The sequence below is a fragment of the Neisseria sp. CCUG12390 genome (assembly GCF_047837985.1).
Classification (GTDB): domain Bacteria; phylum Pseudomonadota; class Gammaproteobacteria; order Burkholderiales; family Neisseriaceae; genus Neisseria.
The window spans coordinates 1261064-1277346 of record NZ_CP181244.1 but is presented as its reverse complement, the minus strand read 5'-3'; the positions used below and the strand labels follow the sequence as shown (position 1 = coordinate 1277346).

Below are 16283 nucleotides of genomic sequence, written 5' to 3'. Positions count from 1 at the left end.
AAAATCACGGCCTGTCGGAAATTCAGGAAGAATGCAGCGTCAGGCTGCCGCCGCGCTTCTGCACCGTCCATTCGGCGCGTTCGGCCTGCAAAGCCTGCTGCAATATGCGGCGGACGGTTTCCAATTCGCTGCCGCCGCAGATAAACGCGTCAACGGCGGCGAAACCGTGTTCCGGCCAAGTGTGGATGCTGATGTGCGATTCGGCCAGCAGCAGCACGCCGGTGACGCCGCCTCCGCCGCCGAAGGTGTGGAAATGGCTGCCGATGACGGTTGCGCCTGCCGCTTGCGCCGCTTCGGCCAACAAAGTTTTCAGACGGCCTTCGTCTTTCAGAATCTCTGCATTGCAGCCGTATAAATCCAGCAGCCCGTGGTTTTCAGACGGCATTATTTATGCCCTCCGGACGAACCGCCGTAGCCGCCGATATAGCCGCCGCCGTGCGTGCGCGAGCCGCCCGAACCGTCGGACACGATGGCATAATTGTTGGCGGTCACCATCAGGACAATCAGGGATGCAATCATGATATAAACTGTTTTGGACATACCGTTTCCTTAATCGCCGTCATCGCCGCCGCGGCCTAAAAACCAGATAAACGCAATGCCGACGACCGTCGGAATCAACGATTCGTCAAACAGCTGCTCCGAATTCATCGCGAACCATGCCGGCAGGTTGACCAGCAGCAGAACGCCCGTTATCAACATGCGCAGCCCGTCGGAAATGCCGTCGGGACGCATTTGTGCGGTATAGCGCGGCGCATTGCTTTTCTCTTTCAAACCAAAAGCTTGGGCGATTTCCTTGTAGCGGACGGGTGTGCTTTTGCTCCAAGCCAGTTCGTTTTGCGACAATGCCGCCCCCAGTTTGCCGCCGCCCTGACGGTAATCGGTGTAATAGTTCAGATCACCCTTGCGTACCCGCCAGTAAAACGCACCCGCCGCCAATTCGACGCGGCCGCCGTAATCGTAGAGCTTTTCGCAACCCTGCGGCTGGTTGTTCGCATTCAGGCGCGGCCATTCTTCCAGCGTTTCCGAAACGCTCCATTCGCCCTCCGCCGTCTCCACCAGCCAACTGAAGCCGTGTTGCGGATGATACAGCAGGTATTCCGCCCACCAGCTTTCGGGAACCAGCGCACGGCTGCCCAAGCCGAACATTTTGTCAAAGGTTTCCTGCGCATCGGTCTCGCTGTAACGCACCGCGCCCATCACATAATAGTCGCGGTTGTTCAGACGGCCCGTGCTGCCTACCGGCAATGTAAACAGCGTCTCCTGCGCCTGCCGCATATGGTTGGCTTCAATCAGCCTGATTTTGTCTTCGCCGGCCTGCAATTCGCTGGCGCAACTCGGGCAGACGATGTGGCCGGTCAAACCGTTGACCCAATGCACGGGCGAACCGCAATTCGGACAATCCTCCGCCCTGCGCTCGCCTTTCAGACGGCCTGCGCTTTCCCTGATTTGATCGTCGCTGCGCGTGTGCTCCAAATGCAAATCGCTGAGTCTGACCGTCCGTCCGACAAAGGCTTGCGGCGGCGTATCGGCATAATCCAAAGTCAGAAACAGGTTTTCGCACCGCCAGTCGGCCACGCGGTTGGCGGTTTCGCCGTGCAGCGCAAACGGCAGCTCACCCTGCGCCGCCGCTTGGTTCAACGAAATTTCGCGCACGTCGGACGCGATAAACCGCTTGCCGTTGTGGGTCAGTTCGCCGAATCCCGCACGGATGTCGTGAAACGCAGGGACTTGCTCAGGCAGCGTTTCCGCCATCGTGAAAACATACAAATCGCCCGCTTCCGAAAGCCAGCCGTCATGCCCGTCGTCAAACAGCACATACCATTCGTTCCACACACCAGCGTCATACCGCACCTGCAAACGCCCCACAATGCGGAAACCGCGCATGAAAAACCGCCCCGCCGTACCGATTTGCAGCGGGCTGAAATCCTCCAGCAGAGCGGAGTCGCGGCCGGTATCGGCAATCCCGTCGTCGCGGCGCACCAGCATACTGTTGCAGTAGCCGCACACCAGTGTAACGGCGGTGGCGGAATGCGCTTCCACCGGCGCACCGCAGCTCGGACAATCGGTTTTGAAAAAAGGCGTATGGGTCATGGGGATTCGGTTTTATCGGGGAATATTCAGACGGCATTCAGGCCGTCTGAACATTCTTTCTGTTTTTCAATGATTGGATATGCTGTTCCGTCCGCTCCGGTGTGGCTTCGTAAACGGGATTGGACAAAACGGCACAGAAATCTGCACATTGTTCAATCGTAAATATTTCCTGCTGATGTTTTTGAACATAAGCAATAAAATCCCGAACCGGACAGACATTTTCCGGAAATTCGGTTTTCAGTCGGCAATGACGGTGGGTAAATACCACGACAGAATGAAACTGCTTTTCGGGCAATTTCAGTAATGCAGCCAATGCCTTGATATGTTTGTAGTTTTGCCACAAAGGATTTTGAAACGTAAACTTACTGCCTGAAGGCAGAGTATGCGTCCATTTCGGCTGACCGGCATTACCGAAAATCCAGCCTTGGAAATATTTGGCTTCCACTACAAAAATGCCGTAAGGCGAAACAATGATGTTGTCAATCTGCGTACTGCCGTTGCCAATCGGTACAATCAGATTATGAAAATAACGGTAACGGCTCGGGTCGAGTTTGGACAGCACTTCGACTTTAATAATCTGCTCACCGATTGCGCCTTTCAACTGCGTTTTTTCTTCGCGGCTCAAACTGCTCTTGGGATTCGGTTTCCTTGCATATTGCGAATCACGGTATTTTTTCCTGGGTTTTGCCGCGCTGCTTCCGTTTAACAGAAATACAATCAATAAAGCAAACAGCATTAAGAAAAACATAAATCCCACCAACGGCATAATCAAAGCCGTCATTTTTATTTTCCCCTTTTATCAATTTTCCGCAATGCCGTCTGAAAACTTTCATTCCATGTGGGACACATGTCTTTAAGGTTTCAGACGGCCTTTTTATTCATCAGCCAATCAGCTTTTTCAATACTTCCGCTTTGGCTTGGTCGTAGTCTTCCTGCGAAATCAGACCGTCGTCCAGCAGGGCTTTGAGTTTGCCCAATTTCGCCTGCGGATCGTCGGCGGTTTCCGAGGCCGTCTGAACGGGTGCGGCGGGGGCAAGTTGCGCGGCATTCGGCTGAAGCATGCCTGCCATTGCGCCGGCCATGGTTTGGCCGACACCTGCGCCCACACCGATTCCGGCACCGATTCCGGCCAGACCGCCTTCGTTTTGCGCGGCCATGGTAATCGCTTCGGCGGTTTGGTATTGGGCGTATTTGCCCATGTCGCCGATAACGCCCATGGAGATTTTTTTGTCCAGGGCCGTCTGAATGGCTTCGGGCAGGGTAATGCTCTCAACGGTGAAGTTTTCCAACACCAAGCCCAGTTTGGCAAATTCGACAGCCAGCAGTTCGGCCATTTTTTGCGACAGCAAAACCTGATTCGCCGCCATGTCGAGAAACGGAATGCCCGAGTTGCCGAATGCGGCGGCCAGTTGGGTTACGGCAATATTGCGCAATTGCGCTTCCAGTTCCTCTCCGCTGTAGGAAGCGGCCACGCCGGTGACTTCTTTGAAAAACTTGGCCGGATCGTTCACGCGGTAGCTGTACATGCCGAACGAGCGCAGCTGCACCGCGCCGAATTCGGAATCGCGCACGGTTATCGGCTGCGCGGTTCCCCATTTTCTGGCAAGCTGCTGTTTGGTATTGAAAAAGTAAACGTCGGATTTGAAGGGCGACTGGAATAATTTGTCCCAGTTTTTCAGGTTGGTCAAAACCGGCAGCGTCTGCGTGTTCAGCGTGTAACGCCCTGCGCCGAACACGTCGGCGGTCACGCCTTCATCGACGAACATTGCCATTTGCGCTTCGCGCACGGTCAGGCTTGCGCCGTTTTGGATTTCTTCGTCCTGCATGGGGAAACGCCACATCAGCAGGCGGTCGTCCGGTTCCGGCCATTGGATGACATCGATGAACTGTTTTTTGATAAAGTCGAATAAAGCCATTTTCTACTCCGAAACGTTAGGATAAACAGGCGGCGTTCAGCAGACCGATGGAGACGGACACCGCGCCGAATAACGCGCCGACGGCGACATTGTTGTTAATCAGTTCCTCGTTCGCCCCCTTGATGATGCAGGTGGAGGCAAAATACACCAAAATCTGCACCACCGCCGCACCCAAGCCCCATAAAATGAAATCGGTAAAGCCGACGCTGTGGGCAATGCTCGCCGCCAGCGTGACGCAGAAACCGACCAGCGCACCGCCGAACGACAAGGCGCAGGCCAAATTGCCGTTTTTAATCAGGCGCAATTCTTCGGCGGGCGTGATGCGCAGGTAAACCGCGCCGAACACCACCGTCATCGCGATACCGGCCAGCATGTATTGCAGATACAGAAAATATTGGGCAGGAGAAATGCTCACGATAGAAATCCTTTGGTTTGGTATAATTGCCGGAAAATTTTGCTGATTATGCCATCGAGTATGCGCTGCTGACAATGCACAGGCCGTCTGAAAGCGCGTTCCGCACAAATGCCGCCTGTTTTTCAGACGGCCTTTTGTTTTATCCACCCCACCCGACTTTTACCGCCGCAGGCCGTCTGAAACATGAAACTCAACCGCACGCTTATCATCTCCGTTTTCATCGTCGCCAGCTGCGGCTTGGCCTACGAACTCATTCTGGCCGCGCTCGCCAGCTACCTGCTGGGCGACAGCATTCTGCAATTTTCGTCCATCATCGGCCTGTATCTTTTTTCGATGGGCATCGGCGCGCATTTGTCGAAATACGTCAAAGACGAAGACACGCTGGCGCGCTTTATCGAAATCGAACTGCTCGTCGGCATCATCGGCGGTATTTCCGCGCTGGCTCTGTTTGTCGCGTTCGGTTTTTCCGCCGCGCCGTTCCGTACCCTGCTCTATGCGTTCGTGTTGATTGTCGGCACCATCGTCGGCATGGAAATCCCGCTGGTGATGCGCGTCTTGAACGAGCAGAAAGCCGATTTCAAAGAGCTGGTGGCCAAAGTGCTGAGCTTCGATTATCTGGGTGCGCTGGCGGTGTCGCTGCTGTTTCCGCTGGTATTCGCGCCTAAGCTCGGCATGGCGCGTTCGGCCTTATTGTTCGGTCTGCTCAACGCCGCCGTCGCCGCACTTACCGCCCGCATGTTCAAAGGCCGTCTGAAAAACTACCGCGCCCTGCAAACCCGCGCGGCGATTATGCTGCTGGTTTTGGCCGCTGCGTTTTTATACGCCGACCGGATTACCTTCCAAGCCGAACAACGCTACTTCGGCGATCCGATTGTCTATGAAAGCCATTCGCCCTATCAGCGGCTGGTCGTGACACGCTGGAAAGACGACACGCGGCTTTACCTCAACGGCAATTTGCAGTTTTCCTCGCGCGACGAAGTGCGCTACCACGAAGCCTTGGTCTTGCCGGTGATGCAGATGGGCAAGCGTGAAAACGTGCTGATACTCGGCGGCGGCGACGGCCTGGCCGCGCGGGAAGTGTTGAAATACGCCGATGTCGAACGCGTGACGCTGGTGGATTTGGATCCCGACATGACCGCCGCGTTCCGAACTTCCGCCGCTTTGAGCGCGCTCAACCAAGGTGCGCTGTCGCATCCGAAAATGACCGTCGTCAACGACGACGCGGCCAAATGGCTGGAAAACCATCACGACAAATTTGACGTCATCATCATCGATCTGCCCGACCCGTCGAATTTCTCCTTGGGCAAGCTCTATTCCGTACCGATGTACCGTCTGGTGGCGCGCCACCTGAAGCCGCAGGGCAGAATCACGGTACAGTCCACTTCGCCTTATTTCGCACCCAACGCTTATTGGTCGGTCGTCGCCACGCTGGAAGCAGCCGGTCTGCACACCGCGCCGTATCATGTGTATGTGCCTTCGTTCGGCGAATGGGGATTTGTGCTGGCTGCCGCGGAAAACCATTTTCCGGTTCCGCAGAGTTATGATGTGGAAACGAAATTTCTCAACGCCGAAACCACGGCGGCGATGTTCCACTTCCCGCCCGATATGGCGCGGCGTGATGTCGAGCCGAATTATTTGAACAACCAGATTTTGGTCAGCTATTTTGAGCGCGATTGGAACAGCGTGATTCGGTAGGTCAATCCACCTCAAATTTCAAAAAACAATCCGCGCAGCAGCTTATCGGTTTCGGCGGTAAATTGCCGCCCGAGTGCGGATAAAGTAAAAGGCCGTCTGAAAAATTTTTTTTCAGACGGCCTTTTGTCAATCAGCAGTATTCGCAATCCAAAATATCTTTGCGGATGTTTTTCAACAAAAACTCCGCCGCTGCATCGGATTCGGTTTGCACGAACACAAACAGTTTCGCGACGACTTTGCCGATAAATACTTTTTTCAGCGCGCAGGCATCGGCGATTTTGTAGGCATTCAAGAAACCGGCAATGTCCTGCGGCAAAACGCGTTTGGCCAATTTCACCGCAGCAATCCGTGCGTCGGTATCGAAGCGTTGCAGCAGGGTCTGGTTTTTATCCAGCTTCACACCGGCTTCTTTCTCCTCCGCCGTGGCGCGGTTGAACGCATCGTAGATTTCGGCGTAAAGCATGTCGTTCGGCCCTTCGAAAATCGTAAACGGACGGAAGTCGATGGCGATATTGCTGGCGACATGGCCGCTTTCAAAGCCTTTCGCGCCCAGCAGCTTTTGCAGCTTCTGCGCGGCTTCGTAGGTATATTCGGTCGCCAAGGTCTTGATGATGTTGGCTTCCATCACCTGATGCGCCACCGGCCGGTCGGGCGAAACGCGGTTGCAGGTAAAATCGTACAACACCTGCGACACTTCGTAACGACGCTCGATTTCGCGGCGTTCGAATTCGACAAACTTAATATCGTTGCGCACGTATTTTTTCGTATTTTCAACGATATATTCCATGATGCCGTGGGTCATGCCGACCAGTTGCAGGCGGCTGCGGATGAAAATGTTTTGGAATGCGCGCAGGCTGGCGGCATCGCTGTCGGACAGTTTCATCACCAAACTCGCCGGAATGTTGCCGTCGATGCGGTTGATAGCATAGCGCACCGCCCGCAGGCCTTCCGACTTCAATACTTCGTATTTAATGTATTCTTTCGGCACCAGCAGCAGGTTGATAACTTTCGACAATTTTCCGTTTTTGCGCTCTTTGGCCGCCACCAGCAGGAAATCGCTCTGCGAATTGCCCTGCCAATATTTCGCCGCGTTGACATACACCGTTTCGTCATCGATGTATTCGTAAAACGACTGCATTTCGCGCGCAATCGCCGCGCCGGAAGTCTCCGGTTCGGTCACGCCCAAGCCGCCGCCCTCGCCTTTGAAAATCAAATCCAGACCGAACCTGATTTGCGCATCGCTGCCGAACTCCTGCAAAGGCTGCAGCACCAGCGCACCCTCGATGCCGGTACGCAGCGTGACCGGCACGCCGTAATGTCCGGCCAAGCGCAACACTTCCTGAATTTCAAACTGGCTGCTTTTGCGCCCGCCGTGTTTTTCATCCAAAAACGGCAGCAGCAAGCCGGCATTTTTCAATTCCAGCCATTTGTCTTCCGGCAAATACTGCATCAAGCTCAACCCGCCGCCGAAAACGCGTGCGAACGTTTCTTCGATGTGCCGTAAAAAAGCAGCCGTATCCATGTTTACCGGCTGCAATGTAGATTCTGCAGGAGCCATACCACCTCGTTGATGATGTTTTTAGAGTTTAGAGTTTAACTACAAATTTATATCATAATCTGCATAAGGCGACAATCATTATCGTGAATTTTGACGGCATCATTGTTAAAAACAATGGTTTATTTATCTCACGCCGTCTGAATGCGTATCGGGTTTCCTGTTTTCCAATATCCAAACAAAAATACAACACCCGTTTCCAAAAACGGCAAAAGGCCGTCTGAAAAGTTTCAGACGGCGCCGATGGCGGAAAAATCTTTCCAGTATAATAACGGCATTCTGACCAGCTTATTCACGGAAAACATCATGGCAAAAGCCCCCAAAACCGTTTACCAATGCAGCGAATGCGGCGGCACTTCGCCCAAATGGCAGGGCAAATGCCCGCATTGCGGCGAGTGGAACACGCTTCAGGAAAGCCTGGCCGCGCCCGAAGCGAAAAACGCGCGCTTCCAGTCTTGGGCGGCGGATGTGTCGAAAGTGCAGGCCTTGTCCGACGTTACCGCCACCGAAGTGCCGCGCGAACCGACCGGCATGGGCGAACTCGACCGCGTGTTGGGCGGCGGTTTGGTCAGCGGCGCAGTGATTCTGCTCGGCGGCGATCCCGGCATCGGCAAGTCCACCCTGCTGTTGCAGACCATCGCGAAAATGGCGCAGACGCGCAAGGTGCTGTATGTGTCGGGCGAGGAGTCCGCGCAACAGGTCGCCCTGCGCGCGCAGCGGCTGGAACTGCCCACCGAAGGCGTGAACCTGCTGGCGGAAATCCGCATGGAAGCGATTCAGACGGCCTTGAAGCAGCACGAGCCTGCCGTGGTCGTCATCGATTCGATTCAGACCATGTACTCCGACCAAATCACCAGCGCGCCCGGCTCGGTGTCGCAGGTGCGCGAGTGCGCCGCGCAGCTCACGCGCATGGCCAAGCAGATGGGCATCGCCATGATTCTGGTCGGCCACGTGACCAAAGACGGAGCGATTGCCGGCCCGCGCGTGCTCGAACACATGGTCGATACCGTGCTCTATTTCGAGGGCGACCAGCATTCCAACTACCGCATGATACGCGCCATCAAAAACCGCTTCGGCGCGGCCAACGAGCTGGGCGTGTTCGCCATGACCGAACACGGCTTGAAAGGCGTGTCCAACCCGTCGGCGATTTTTCTCGCCAGCTACCGCGACGACGTGGCCGGTTCGTGCGTGCTCGTGACGCAGGAAGGTTCGCGGCCTTTGTTGGTGGAAATCCAAGCTCTGGTGGACGACGCGCACGGCTTCACGCCCAAACGCCTCACCGTCGGCCTCGAACAAAACCGCCTCGCCATGCTGCTGGCCGTGTTAAACCGCCACGCCGGCATCGCCTGCTTCGACCAAGACGTGTTTCTCAACGCCGTCGGCGGCGTGAAAATCGGCGAACCCGCCGCCGATTTGGCCGTCATCCTCGCCATGCTCTCCAGCTTCCGCAACCGCCCGCTGCCCGAAAAAATGGTGGCCTTCGGCGAAATCGGCCTGAGCGGCGAAGTCCGCCCCGTCGCCCGCGGACAGGAACGGCTCAAAGAAGCGGAAAAACTCGGCTTCAAACGCGCCATCGTGCCGAAAGCCAATATGCCGCGCAACGCGAAAGAGTTTCCGAATTTACAGATTTTCGGCGTCAGCACCTTGCAGGAAGCGGTGGAGGTGTGCAGAAATGCAGGAGAATGAAACGGAAGATTTTTTTGCAAACCGCCGCCGTTTGCTCAAGCTGCTTGGGATACTGGTTCTGCTGCTGACAGGCATTTTGTTCTACACGAAAGACCGCCCTATCGATTTCATGGCCAATCCTTATCTGGCGTATCCGCTGGTTCTGTCTTTAATTGTCGCGGCCTTATTATTTTTCTCCAGCACCTTGATTTTACGGATACAGGCGTGGCGGAAGCGGCCGCACAGCGCACGTTTAGGCCGTATGCGTTTCTACGCCGTCATGTTGCTCGGTTTGAGTGCCCTTGCATTTTTCCTGTTACGCTCCGCCGCCCTGATTCAGCTTCATTACACCCCTGAACAAACCATGCATGCCCGTATCGTCGGCTTCTTTCCGGCAGGACGCGGCGGTTGCGCAAAATGGGTTTTGCTGCTCGGCAACCAAGCACGCGTCAAAGTCTGCCGCACCGGCCCGGCTTTTGACATCAATACAAACCGCGTTTTAAAAGTATCGGTAAAACAGGCGGCTTGGACTTACGAAGTACGCTATCTCGAACATTCCGCCACATTGCCCGAACAGCCGTAAACAGGCCGTCTGAACATGTTTTCAGACGGCCTCAACATTTCCAAACCGCGCCCGCCGCCCGCCTGACAAAACCCGAACCCCCGGACTATAATCCAGCCATATCCTGCGGCAACCCCGACATGGTGAAAGACACCTTCCAAGCCCTGCTGGACAAAGGTTTCGCCATGCACCGCAACCGCATCCCCGGCCACATTCTGATGGAAAACGGCTTTTAGGCCGTCTGAAAACCCGTTCCGAACAAAGAAAGGCAAGCCCATGAACTTTCAAGACTATGTCCGCCACGATGCCGTGGGTTTGGCGGAGCTTATCCGTAAAAAAGAAGTCTCCGCCGACGAAGTGTTGCAGGCGGCCTTGAACCGTTTGGACGAAGTGAACCCCAAGCTCAATTTTCTGGCGCACGATTTGCGCGAGCGGGCGGCGGCGTGGCGGATGCCGTCTGAAAACGCCGACGCGCCGCTCTCGGGCGTGCCGTTTCTGCTGAAAGATTTGCTGGCCGACTGGGAGGGTGCGCCCACTTGGTCGGGTTCGCGCATGATGCAGAACCACATCGCCAAGCAAAACAGCGATTTAACCCAAGCCTACCTGAACGCGGGGCTGCGCGTATTCGGCAAAACCACCACGCCCGAATGGGGCGCATATCCGATTACCGAAACGGAAATCTACGGTATCACGCGCAATCCGTGGCATCCGGACTACACCGCAGGCGGCAGCAGCGGCGGGGCGGCAGTGGCCGTTGCAGCGGGCGTGGTGCCTGCGGCGCACGGCTGCGACGGCGGCGGTTCCATCCGTCTGCCCGCACACAACTGCGGCGTGTTCGGCCTGAAACCCACGCGTGGGCGCACGGCTTACGGGCCGCTGCTCTCCGAAGCGTGGCAGGGTTTGGTGTGCGACCACGCGCTCACCCGCAGCGTGCGCGACAGCGCGGCCTTGCTCGACATCGCCGTGCAGACCCAACCGCAGGCGCTCTATGCCTGCCCGCCGCCACCCGCCGGAGGCTTTTCAGACGGCCTGAAACAGGAAACAGGCCGTCTGAAAATCGCGTTTTGGCAGCGCGACTGGCTGTGCGGCCAGGGCAACGATGCGGGCACGGATGCCGCGTTCGCCCACAGCCTGAAACTCGTGCGGGACGCGGGGCACGAATTGGAAGAAGCATCACCCGATTTCGCCGCGCCCGAGCTGCTCAACCGCGCCGCACGCGTGCTGGTGATGGGCGAAACGGCCAAGCTGTTTTACCACTACCGCCGCGAAACGGGGCGCAAACTGCCGCACCATCAGCTCGAACCCGTGACTTGGGCGTTGATTGTGCAGGGGCGGCAAATCAGCGCGGGCGAAATGTCGTGGGCGCGCGACACCATGCTGGCGCAGGAACGCGCAGCGCGACGGTTTTTCGCACGCTACGACGTGCTGATGACGCCCGTCTGCCCGCGCACCACGCCGAAAATCGGCGAAATGCTGCCGCCACAAGGCGCACAGAAAATCATGCGCCTGCTGTTCGGCACGCTGGGTTTGGGATTTTTATTGAAAAACAATCCATTGCTGGAAAAAGAAGCCGCCGCCACGCTGAACTATGTGGGCTACACCTCGCCGCTGAACATGAGCGGCAACCCCGCCATGAGCGTGCCGCTCTACCGGCACAACGGCCTGCCCGTCGGCACCCAGTTCGCCGCCGCGCACGGACGGGAAGACGTGCTGTTCAAACTGGCCGCGCAGTTGGAACAGATGCAGCCGTGGGCAGGTGAAATGCCGCCGTTGTGATCGCGTTTTTCAGACGGCCTCAATACAAACCGTGTTTTAAAAGCTCCCGTGAAGCAGACGGCTTGGGCTTATGAAGTACACTATTTCAGACATTTTGCCGTAATGTTCGAAAAGTCATAAAGTGTAAGAAATAGCCGCGTTGTTTGCACATAAGGCCGTCTGAAAGTTTCAATTTTCAGACGGCTTAAGTGAAAATTCACATCGTCGTTGTTTACACCACACAGAATTTTCCGAAACCCGCCGTCGTCATTCCCGGGTGAGCGGGAATCCAGAGCTGACGATTCCAGGAATACTTTGAAATTACAGTGAATTAAAATTCTGGATTTCCTCCATACAAAGGAAACACAGCAGACTTACTTATAGCCAGTAACGGCTCTTGTTGACTGCTCTATTTTGCCAAAGCCTCGGCCTGTTTTTTTTTGATTTAAGGTAAAGGCCGTCTGAATTTTTCAGACGGCCTTTCTTTGAAATCAAGCCATTGACTTTAACACTATTCTGTTACCACTTTACGAATCAGTTTCTCCGCATTCGCCAATGTGTTTTCCACTTCGGCATATTCGATTTTACTGCCTGCAATCAGCGCGCGCGTGTCGTTGAATACCGCTTGCGTGCGGCCGTCGGTTTCGGTTACCAGTACGCGCAGGGGCAGCTGCAGCGCGAAGGCAGGGTCTTTTACCATCAGCGGCGTACCGGCTTTCGGCGTGCCGAATACGATGACTTTGGACAGCTGCATATTCAAGCCGTTCTCTTTGGCGGCAGCTTGGTGGTCGATGACGGCGAACACGGTCATGCCTTTGTCTTTTACGGCGTTTTGCAGGCGGCTGACGGTTTCGTCAAAGCCGTATTTGCTTTCGATCGAATGGATGGAATTCATGCGTTGTCCTTGGTGTTCGGCACGAGGATGCGGCTTGCCGTGCGGCGCAGCGCAGGCGGTAAGCGCGGCGGCGGCAAATGCGGCAGTCAAGATGGTTTTGAACGGTAACATATTATCTCCTTTGCGGATTGCGGATGAGGCCGTCTGAAAGCAAAAATGTTTTCAGACGGCCTTGATGGTTATTTCAAACCTTTTTTCAGCAAATCTTCGTAACCGCCGTGGTTGGTTACGTTGGTATAGCCTTCTTTTTTCAGAATCTGCAAGGCAGCTTCGGCACGGCGGCCGCTGCGGCAATACAGGTTCACAGGTGCGTTTTTATCGGGGCTGACGCTTTTGATTTTTGCCGCGATTTCGTCTGCGGTAATGTTCAGCGCACCCTGCAGGTGGCCTTGCTTGAACTCTTCGGGTGAGCGTACGTCAATCCATACGCCTTTTGCTTTTGCAGGTTGGACGGCAGCCGCTTTTTCTACAGGCTTGCTGCCTGCGGCTTGGACAGATAAGGGAGCCGCAACCGCGGCGGCAATCAATAATGACAATGGTAGGATTTTTTTCATGACTCTCTCCTGAGTGGGAATATAAACCGAATCGGACGATTCTGAATTTCTTTAAGCGGGTTTCCGTCACAAAGGCCGTCTGAACATAAATATCAATCAGACGCTTGGCCGCAGCATATTGCCGGCAGGCTGCTGCCGGGGATTTAGCCCCGTTGTGTTTCGACCGCTTCCATAGCACGCAAAGCGTAAGTATACGCCGCGCCTGCGTTCAGTGAAATTGCCGTCGCCAATGCCCCGGCGATTTCGCTGTCGGTCGCACCGGCTTTAGCCGCCGCTGCCGCGTGTACGCTGATGCAGCTTTCGCAGCGTGTGGTAATCGCCACGGCCAGCGCAATCAGTTCGCGTGTTTTGGCATCCAATGCCTCGGCTGCCGCAGCCTGCTCCAGCGAACCGTAAGCCTGTAACATTTTCGGATGCGCTTTGCCCAATTCGGCAAATGCTTTTTTTACCGTAGCGGTATGTTCCGGCCAATCTTTAAACATGATATTTCCTTTGATGCTGTGTGTGAAGATGTGGCTATTATCGCAATAAATAAGCGGTTATAATCGTCAAATCGTCTCATATTATGGTAAAAACGATGGATACATTGGATCGGCTTATCCAATTGGCGCAAATCAAAGGCCGTATTGACGTGCAATGCCGTTTCGGCGGCAACTGGTATGTCCGCCACAATCATCTGAATGCGCAGGGCTTGGTTCACATTGTTACCGGCGGTTCGGGCTGGCTTTTGGTCGACAACGAAACCGCACCGCGCTTGCTGCAAAGTGGCGATGTGGTGTTTTTTCCGCGCTTGGCCGCCCATACTTTAAGCAGCCGGGCCGACGGCCTTAACCATAGCGATACGCCGAGCAGCGGGCGAAATGGGATTTTTACGCTCAAACAAAGCGGCAATGGCCAGGATTTACAGCTTTTTTGTGCCCGCTTCGAATATCAACCGCACTCGGACTTAATCAACGGCCTGCCTGAAATGGTGATGACCCATTTACCTGATGATGCTGTCCACCCCCTTACTGCGCTTTTATTGGCCGAAAGCGGCGGCAAGCTGGCCGGTTCCGCCGCGGTGGTTGACTCCTTGGCAGAAGTATTGCTGGTACTCATCATGCGCAGCCATTTGGAACACAGCTCAGCTTCTTTAACGGGGCTGCTGCAAGGCTGGCAGGATAAGCGTCTCAACCGCCTGATACAGGCTGTTTTGGAAGATACCCAAAGCCAATGGCCGATAGAGCGTATGGCGGCAACCGCCCAGCTTTCGCGCGCGCAATTAATACGCGTATTCAAACAGCAAACCGGTTTCAGTCCCCATGCTTTCGTGACCCACATCCGTCTGCAACATGCTGCTATGTTGTTGCGGCAAACGCCCGATTCTGTATTAAGTATTGCTTTAGCCTGTGGTTTTCAATCGGAAACGCATTTCGGAAAAGCGTTTAAAAAACAATACGGCATCACGCCGGGACACTACCGGAAGCATGGTTTCAACGTTCAGGAAGCAGCAATATCCGAATATTGCATTTGAAAAACACCATAAACAAAAGGCCGTCTGAAAATTTTTCAGACGGCCTTTCATCAGACTTCAATCAAACCCGTTGTTTAAACCGATTTCAATTTGGCGTTCACATCGCGCAATGCGGTGCGCAAGCCTTCTTCGATAACGGGATGGTAGAACGGCATATCCAGCATTTGCGGAACCGTCATTTTCATCTGGTGCGCCCAAGCCAGCAAGTGCGCCAAGTGTTCGGCGGCAGGCCCGAATATTTCCGCACCCAAAAACAGCCCGGTACCCTGCTCGGCATAAACGCGCATGTGGCCTTTGTTTACCAGCATCACGCGGCTGCGGCCTTGGCCTTTGAAGGATACTTCGCCGACAACAAACTCATCTTCCTGATATTTAGAAGCAACCTGCGCGTATTTCAAACCAATCGAAGCGATTTGCGGGGTCGTAAACACCACGCCGATGGTGCTGCGGCGCAAACCTTTCTCCAAATTCGGATAGCGGCCTGCATCGTCTCCAGCGATTTTGCCCTGATCCGCAGCTTCGTGCAGCAAAGGCAGTTGGTTGGAGGCATCGCCGGCAATGAAAATATGCGGAATGCTGGTCTGCATGGTCAACGGATCGGCTGTCGGTACGCCGCGGTCATCCCGTTTGATATCCAAGTTTTCAAGACCGATATTGTCCACATTCGGGCGGCGGCCGACGGCGGCAAGCAGATATTCGGCAGTAAATTCACCGCTTTCGCCGTCTTGTTCCCATTTCACAACCACGTTACCGTCGGCATCCAATTTGGTTTCGGTTTTCGCATCCAAATGCAACGTCAGTTCTTCACCGAATACGGCTTTGGCCTCTGCCAATACGACAGGGTCGGAAATGCCGCCCAATGCGCCCCCCACGCCGAATACTTCGACTTTCACGCCCAAACGGTGCAAAGCCTGACCCAATTCCAAACCGATGACGCCCGGACCGAATACGGCTACGCTTTTCGGTAACGTATTCCATGAAAACACGTCGTCATTGATGATGACTTTGTCGCCCAATTCTTTCCATTGCGGCAACACAACCGGACGCGAGCCGGTAGCGATGACAACGGTTTTTGCCGTAATTTGGGTATGATCGTCGATTTGCACGGTATTCGCATCGATAAATTTTGCCGTGCCCATAATGCGTTTGTCGGCAGGCCATTCTTCGACATCGCTGACAACGAAACCGACAAAACGGTCGCGCTCGGATTTGACGCGGCTCATAACTTCTTCGCCGTTAACGGTTACGCTGTCTTTATCCAGATGAATACCGAACGGATCAGTGTGCAATGCATGATAACGGGCTTCCGCAGCGGCAATCAGCAACTTGGAAGGCATACAGCCGACACGCGCGCACGTTGTGCCGAAAACGTGGTTTTCAATCAGATAAACATTATCTGTGTGCAAACGGGCATTGCGGAATGCGCCCATACCGGCCGTACCGCCGCCGATGACCACTACATCTGCCTGAATTTTTTTCATTGTCGATTCCTTTATGACTGCCGTCTGAAACTTTTTCAAACGGCCTATTGATTTCTCTGTAACGCCGATTAAATTTAATAATCAGCGGATTTCATTGTAAATATAGAGTTATTCAGGTAATACCGCCCAAGAGTCCGGTATTACCTGAATAACTCTAACATTATCCAGGAAAGCAGCCCGCAGGCT

16 protein-coding genes and 1 pseudogene are annotated in these 16283 nt (G+C 54.7%); 6 read left to right on the top strand and 11 right to left on the bottom strand.

Annotated features, from left to right (window positions below; genetic code table 11):
- Positions 1 to 22 precede the first annotated feature (22 nt).
- The 6 genes from speD to ACM67E_RS05995 all read right to left on the bottom strand — a co-directional run bounded on the left by speD (position 23) and on the right by ACM67E_RS05995 (position 4422).
- Entirely contained in the window at positions 23 to 385 is a 363-nt protein-coding gene (gene speD, locus ACM67E_RS06020) for an adenosylmethionine decarboxylase (RefSeq protein ID WP_416192701.1), read from the bottom strand.
- On the bottom strand, positions 385 to 540 hold the full coding sequence (locus ACM67E_RS06015) for a hypothetical protein (RefSeq protein ID WP_416192700.1): 156 nt from the start codon (positions 538 to 540) through the stop codon (positions 385 to 387). The genes speD and ACM67E_RS06015 overlap by 1 nt, the downstream gene beginning before the upstream one ends.
- A 9-nt stretch (positions 541 to 549) precedes the next feature.
- Positions 550 to 2091, bottom strand: a complete 1542-nt coding sequence (locus ACM67E_RS06010) for a DUF4178 domain-containing protein (RefSeq protein ID WP_416192699.1) — start codon at positions 2089 to 2091, stop codon at positions 550 to 552.
- A 37-nt stretch (positions 2092 to 2128) separates the two neighbouring features.
- Positions 2129 to 2872, bottom strand: coding sequence for a nuclease-related domain-containing protein (locus ACM67E_RS06005; protein ID WP_416192698.1), 744 nt, complete (start codon positions 2870 to 2872; stop codon positions 2129 to 2131).
- A 100-nt stretch (positions 2873 to 2972) separates the two neighbouring features.
- Complete coding sequence (locus tag ACM67E_RS06000) at positions 2973 to 4007, bottom strand: SPFH domain-containing protein (RefSeq protein ID WP_416192697.1); 1035 nt, start codon at positions 4005 to 4007, stop codon at positions 2973 to 2975.
- Positions 4008 to 4023: 16 nt separating this feature from the next.
- On the bottom strand, positions 4024 to 4422 hold the full coding sequence (locus tag ACM67E_RS05995) for a DUF350 domain-containing protein (protein ID WP_416192696.1): 399 nt from the start codon (positions 4420 to 4422) through the stop codon (positions 4024 to 4026).
- 183 nt (positions 4423 to 4605) lie between these two features.
- Between ACM67E_RS05995 and ACM67E_RS05990 the strand changes: the two genes are divergently transcribed.
- The gene (locus ACM67E_RS05990; protein ID WP_416192695.1) at positions 4606 to 6117 is read left to right on the top strand and encodes a polyamine aminopropyltransferase; all 1512 of its coding nucleotides are present in this window, start codon (positions 4606 to 4608) and stop codon (positions 6115 to 6117) included.
- Positions 6118 to 6247: 130 nt separating this feature from the next.
- Here ACM67E_RS05990 and ACM67E_RS05985 read toward each other — a convergent pair whose 3' ends face one another.
- On the bottom strand, positions 6248 to 7675 hold the full coding sequence (locus tag ACM67E_RS05985) for an acyl-CoA dehydrogenase family protein (protein ID WP_416192694.1): 1428 nt from the start codon (positions 7673 to 7675) through the stop codon (positions 6248 to 6250).
- Between the two features lie 303 nt (positions 7676 to 7978).
- Here ACM67E_RS05985 and radA point away from each other — a divergent pair, with 303 nt between their 5' ends.
- From radA to ACM67E_RS05965, 4 genes and pseudogenes are all read left to right on the top strand, one after another.
- Positions 7979 to 9358 carry a DNA repair protein RadA gene (gene radA / locus ACM67E_RS05980; RefSeq protein WP_416192693.1) on the top strand — a complete coding sequence of 460 codons (1380 nt, stop codon included), beginning with the start codon at positions 7979 to 7981 and terminating at the stop codon, positions 9356 to 9358.
- Positions 9345 to 9920 (top strand): hypothetical protein, encoded by a 576-nt coding sequence (locus ACM67E_RS05975; RefSeq protein WP_416192692.1) that lies wholly within the window; start codon positions 9345 to 9347, stop codon positions 9918 to 9920. Before radA ends, ACM67E_RS05975 begins: the two co-directional genes overlap by 14 nt.
- Before the next feature lie 104 nt (positions 9921 to 10024).
- Positions 10025 to 10135: pseudogene (locus ACM67E_RS05970) on the top strand (ferredoxin--NADP reductase); the annotation flags it as partial.
- A 40-nt stretch (positions 10136 to 10175) separates the two neighbouring features.
- Entirely contained in the window at positions 10176 to 11675 is a 1500-nt protein-coding gene (locus ACM67E_RS05965; RefSeq protein ID WP_416192691.1) for an amidase, read from the top strand.
- A gap of 490 nt (positions 11676 to 12165) precedes the next feature.
- Here ACM67E_RS05965 and ACM67E_RS05960 read toward each other — a convergent pair whose 3' ends face one another.
- From ACM67E_RS05960 to ACM67E_RS05950, 3 genes are all read right to left on the bottom strand, one after another.
- Positions 12166 to 12660 (bottom strand): DUF302 domain-containing protein, encoded by a 495-nt coding sequence (locus ACM67E_RS05960; RefSeq protein ID WP_416192690.1) that lies wholly within the window; start codon positions 12658 to 12660, stop codon positions 12166 to 12168.
- 68 nt (positions 12661 to 12728) lie between these two features.
- On the bottom strand, positions 12729 to 13103 hold the full coding sequence (locus ACM67E_RS05955) for a rhodanese-like domain-containing protein (RefSeq protein ID WP_416192689.1): 375 nt from the start codon (positions 13101 to 13103) through the stop codon (positions 12729 to 12731).
- Between the two features lie 143 nt (positions 13104 to 13246).
- A complete protein-coding gene (locus ACM67E_RS05950) occupies positions 13247 to 13585 on the bottom strand; it encodes a carboxymuconolactone decarboxylase family protein (protein WP_416192688.1) in 339 nt (112 codons plus the stop codon).
- Between the two features lie 95 nt (positions 13586 to 13680).
- On the opposite strand from ACM67E_RS05950, the gene ACM67E_RS05945 reads away from it, so the two are divergent.
- The gene (locus ACM67E_RS05945) at positions 13681 to 14616 is read left to right on the top strand and encodes a cupin domain-containing protein (protein ID WP_416192687.1); all 936 of its coding nucleotides are present in this window, start codon (positions 13681 to 13683) and stop codon (positions 14614 to 14616) included.
- Positions 14617 to 14690: 74 nt separating this feature from the next.
- Here ACM67E_RS05945 and ACM67E_RS05940 read toward each other — a convergent pair whose 3' ends face one another.
- A complete protein-coding gene (locus tag ACM67E_RS05940; protein WP_416192686.1) occupies positions 14691 to 16097 on the bottom strand; it encodes a dihydrolipoyl dehydrogenase in 1407 nt (468 codons plus the stop codon).
- Positions 16098 to 16283: the final 186 nt, after the last annotated feature.

Coding starts and splice junctions, on each gene's coding strand:
- ACM67E_RS05950 (WP_416192688.1), bottom strand. CDS start 13,585: ATGTTTAAAGATTGGCCGGAACATACCGCTACGGTAAAAAAAGCATTT.
- ACM67E_RS05975 (WP_416192692.1), top strand. CDS start 9,345: ATGCAGGAGAATGAAACGGAAGATTTTTTTGCAAACCGCCGCCGTTTG.
- ACM67E_RS05955 (WP_416192689.1), bottom strand. CDS start 13,103: ATGAAAAAAATCCTACCATTGTCATTATTGATTGCCGCCGCGGTTGCG.
- ACM67E_RS05945 (WP_416192687.1), top strand. CDS start 13,681: ATGGATACATTGGATCGGCTTATCCAATTGGCGCAAATCAAAGGCCGT.
- speD (WP_416192701.1), bottom strand. CDS start 385: ATGCCGTCTGAAAACCACGGGCTGCTGGATTTATACGGCTGCAATGCA.
- ACM67E_RS05985 (WP_416192694.1), bottom strand. CDS start 7,675: ATGGCTCCTGCAGAATCTACATTGCAGCCGGTAAACATGGATACGGCT.
- radA (WP_416192693.1), top strand. CDS start 7,979: ATGGCAAAAGCCCCCAAAACCGTTTACCAATGCAGCGAATGCGGCGGC.
- ACM67E_RS05960 (WP_416192690.1), bottom strand. CDS start 12,660: ATGTTACCGTTCAAAACCATCTTGACTGCCGCATTTGCCGCCGCCGCG.
- ACM67E_RS06015 (WP_416192700.1), bottom strand. CDS start 540: ATGTCCAAAACAGTTTATATCATGATTGCATCCCTGATTGTCCTGATG.
- ACM67E_RS06000 (WP_416192697.1), bottom strand. CDS start 4,007: ATGGCTTTATTCGACTTTATCAAAAAACAGTTCATCGATGTCATCCAA.
- ACM67E_RS05965 (WP_416192691.1), top strand. CDS start 10,176: ATGAACTTTCAAGACTATGTCCGCCACGATGCCGTGGGTTTGGCGGAG.
- ACM67E_RS06005 (WP_416192698.1), bottom strand. CDS start 2,872: ATGACGGCTTTGATTATGCCGTTGGTGGGATTTATGTTTTTCTTAATG.
- ACM67E_RS05990 (WP_416192695.1), top strand. CDS start 4,606: ATGAAACTCAACCGCACGCTTATCATCTCCGTTTTCATCGTCGCCAGC.
- ACM67E_RS05940 (WP_416192686.1), bottom strand. CDS start 16,097: ATGAAAAAAATTCAGGCAGATGTAGTGGTCATCGGCGGCGGTACGGCC.
- ACM67E_RS06010 (WP_416192699.1), bottom strand. CDS start 2,091: ATGACCCATACGCCTTTTTTCAAAACCGATTGTCCGAGCTGCGGTGCG.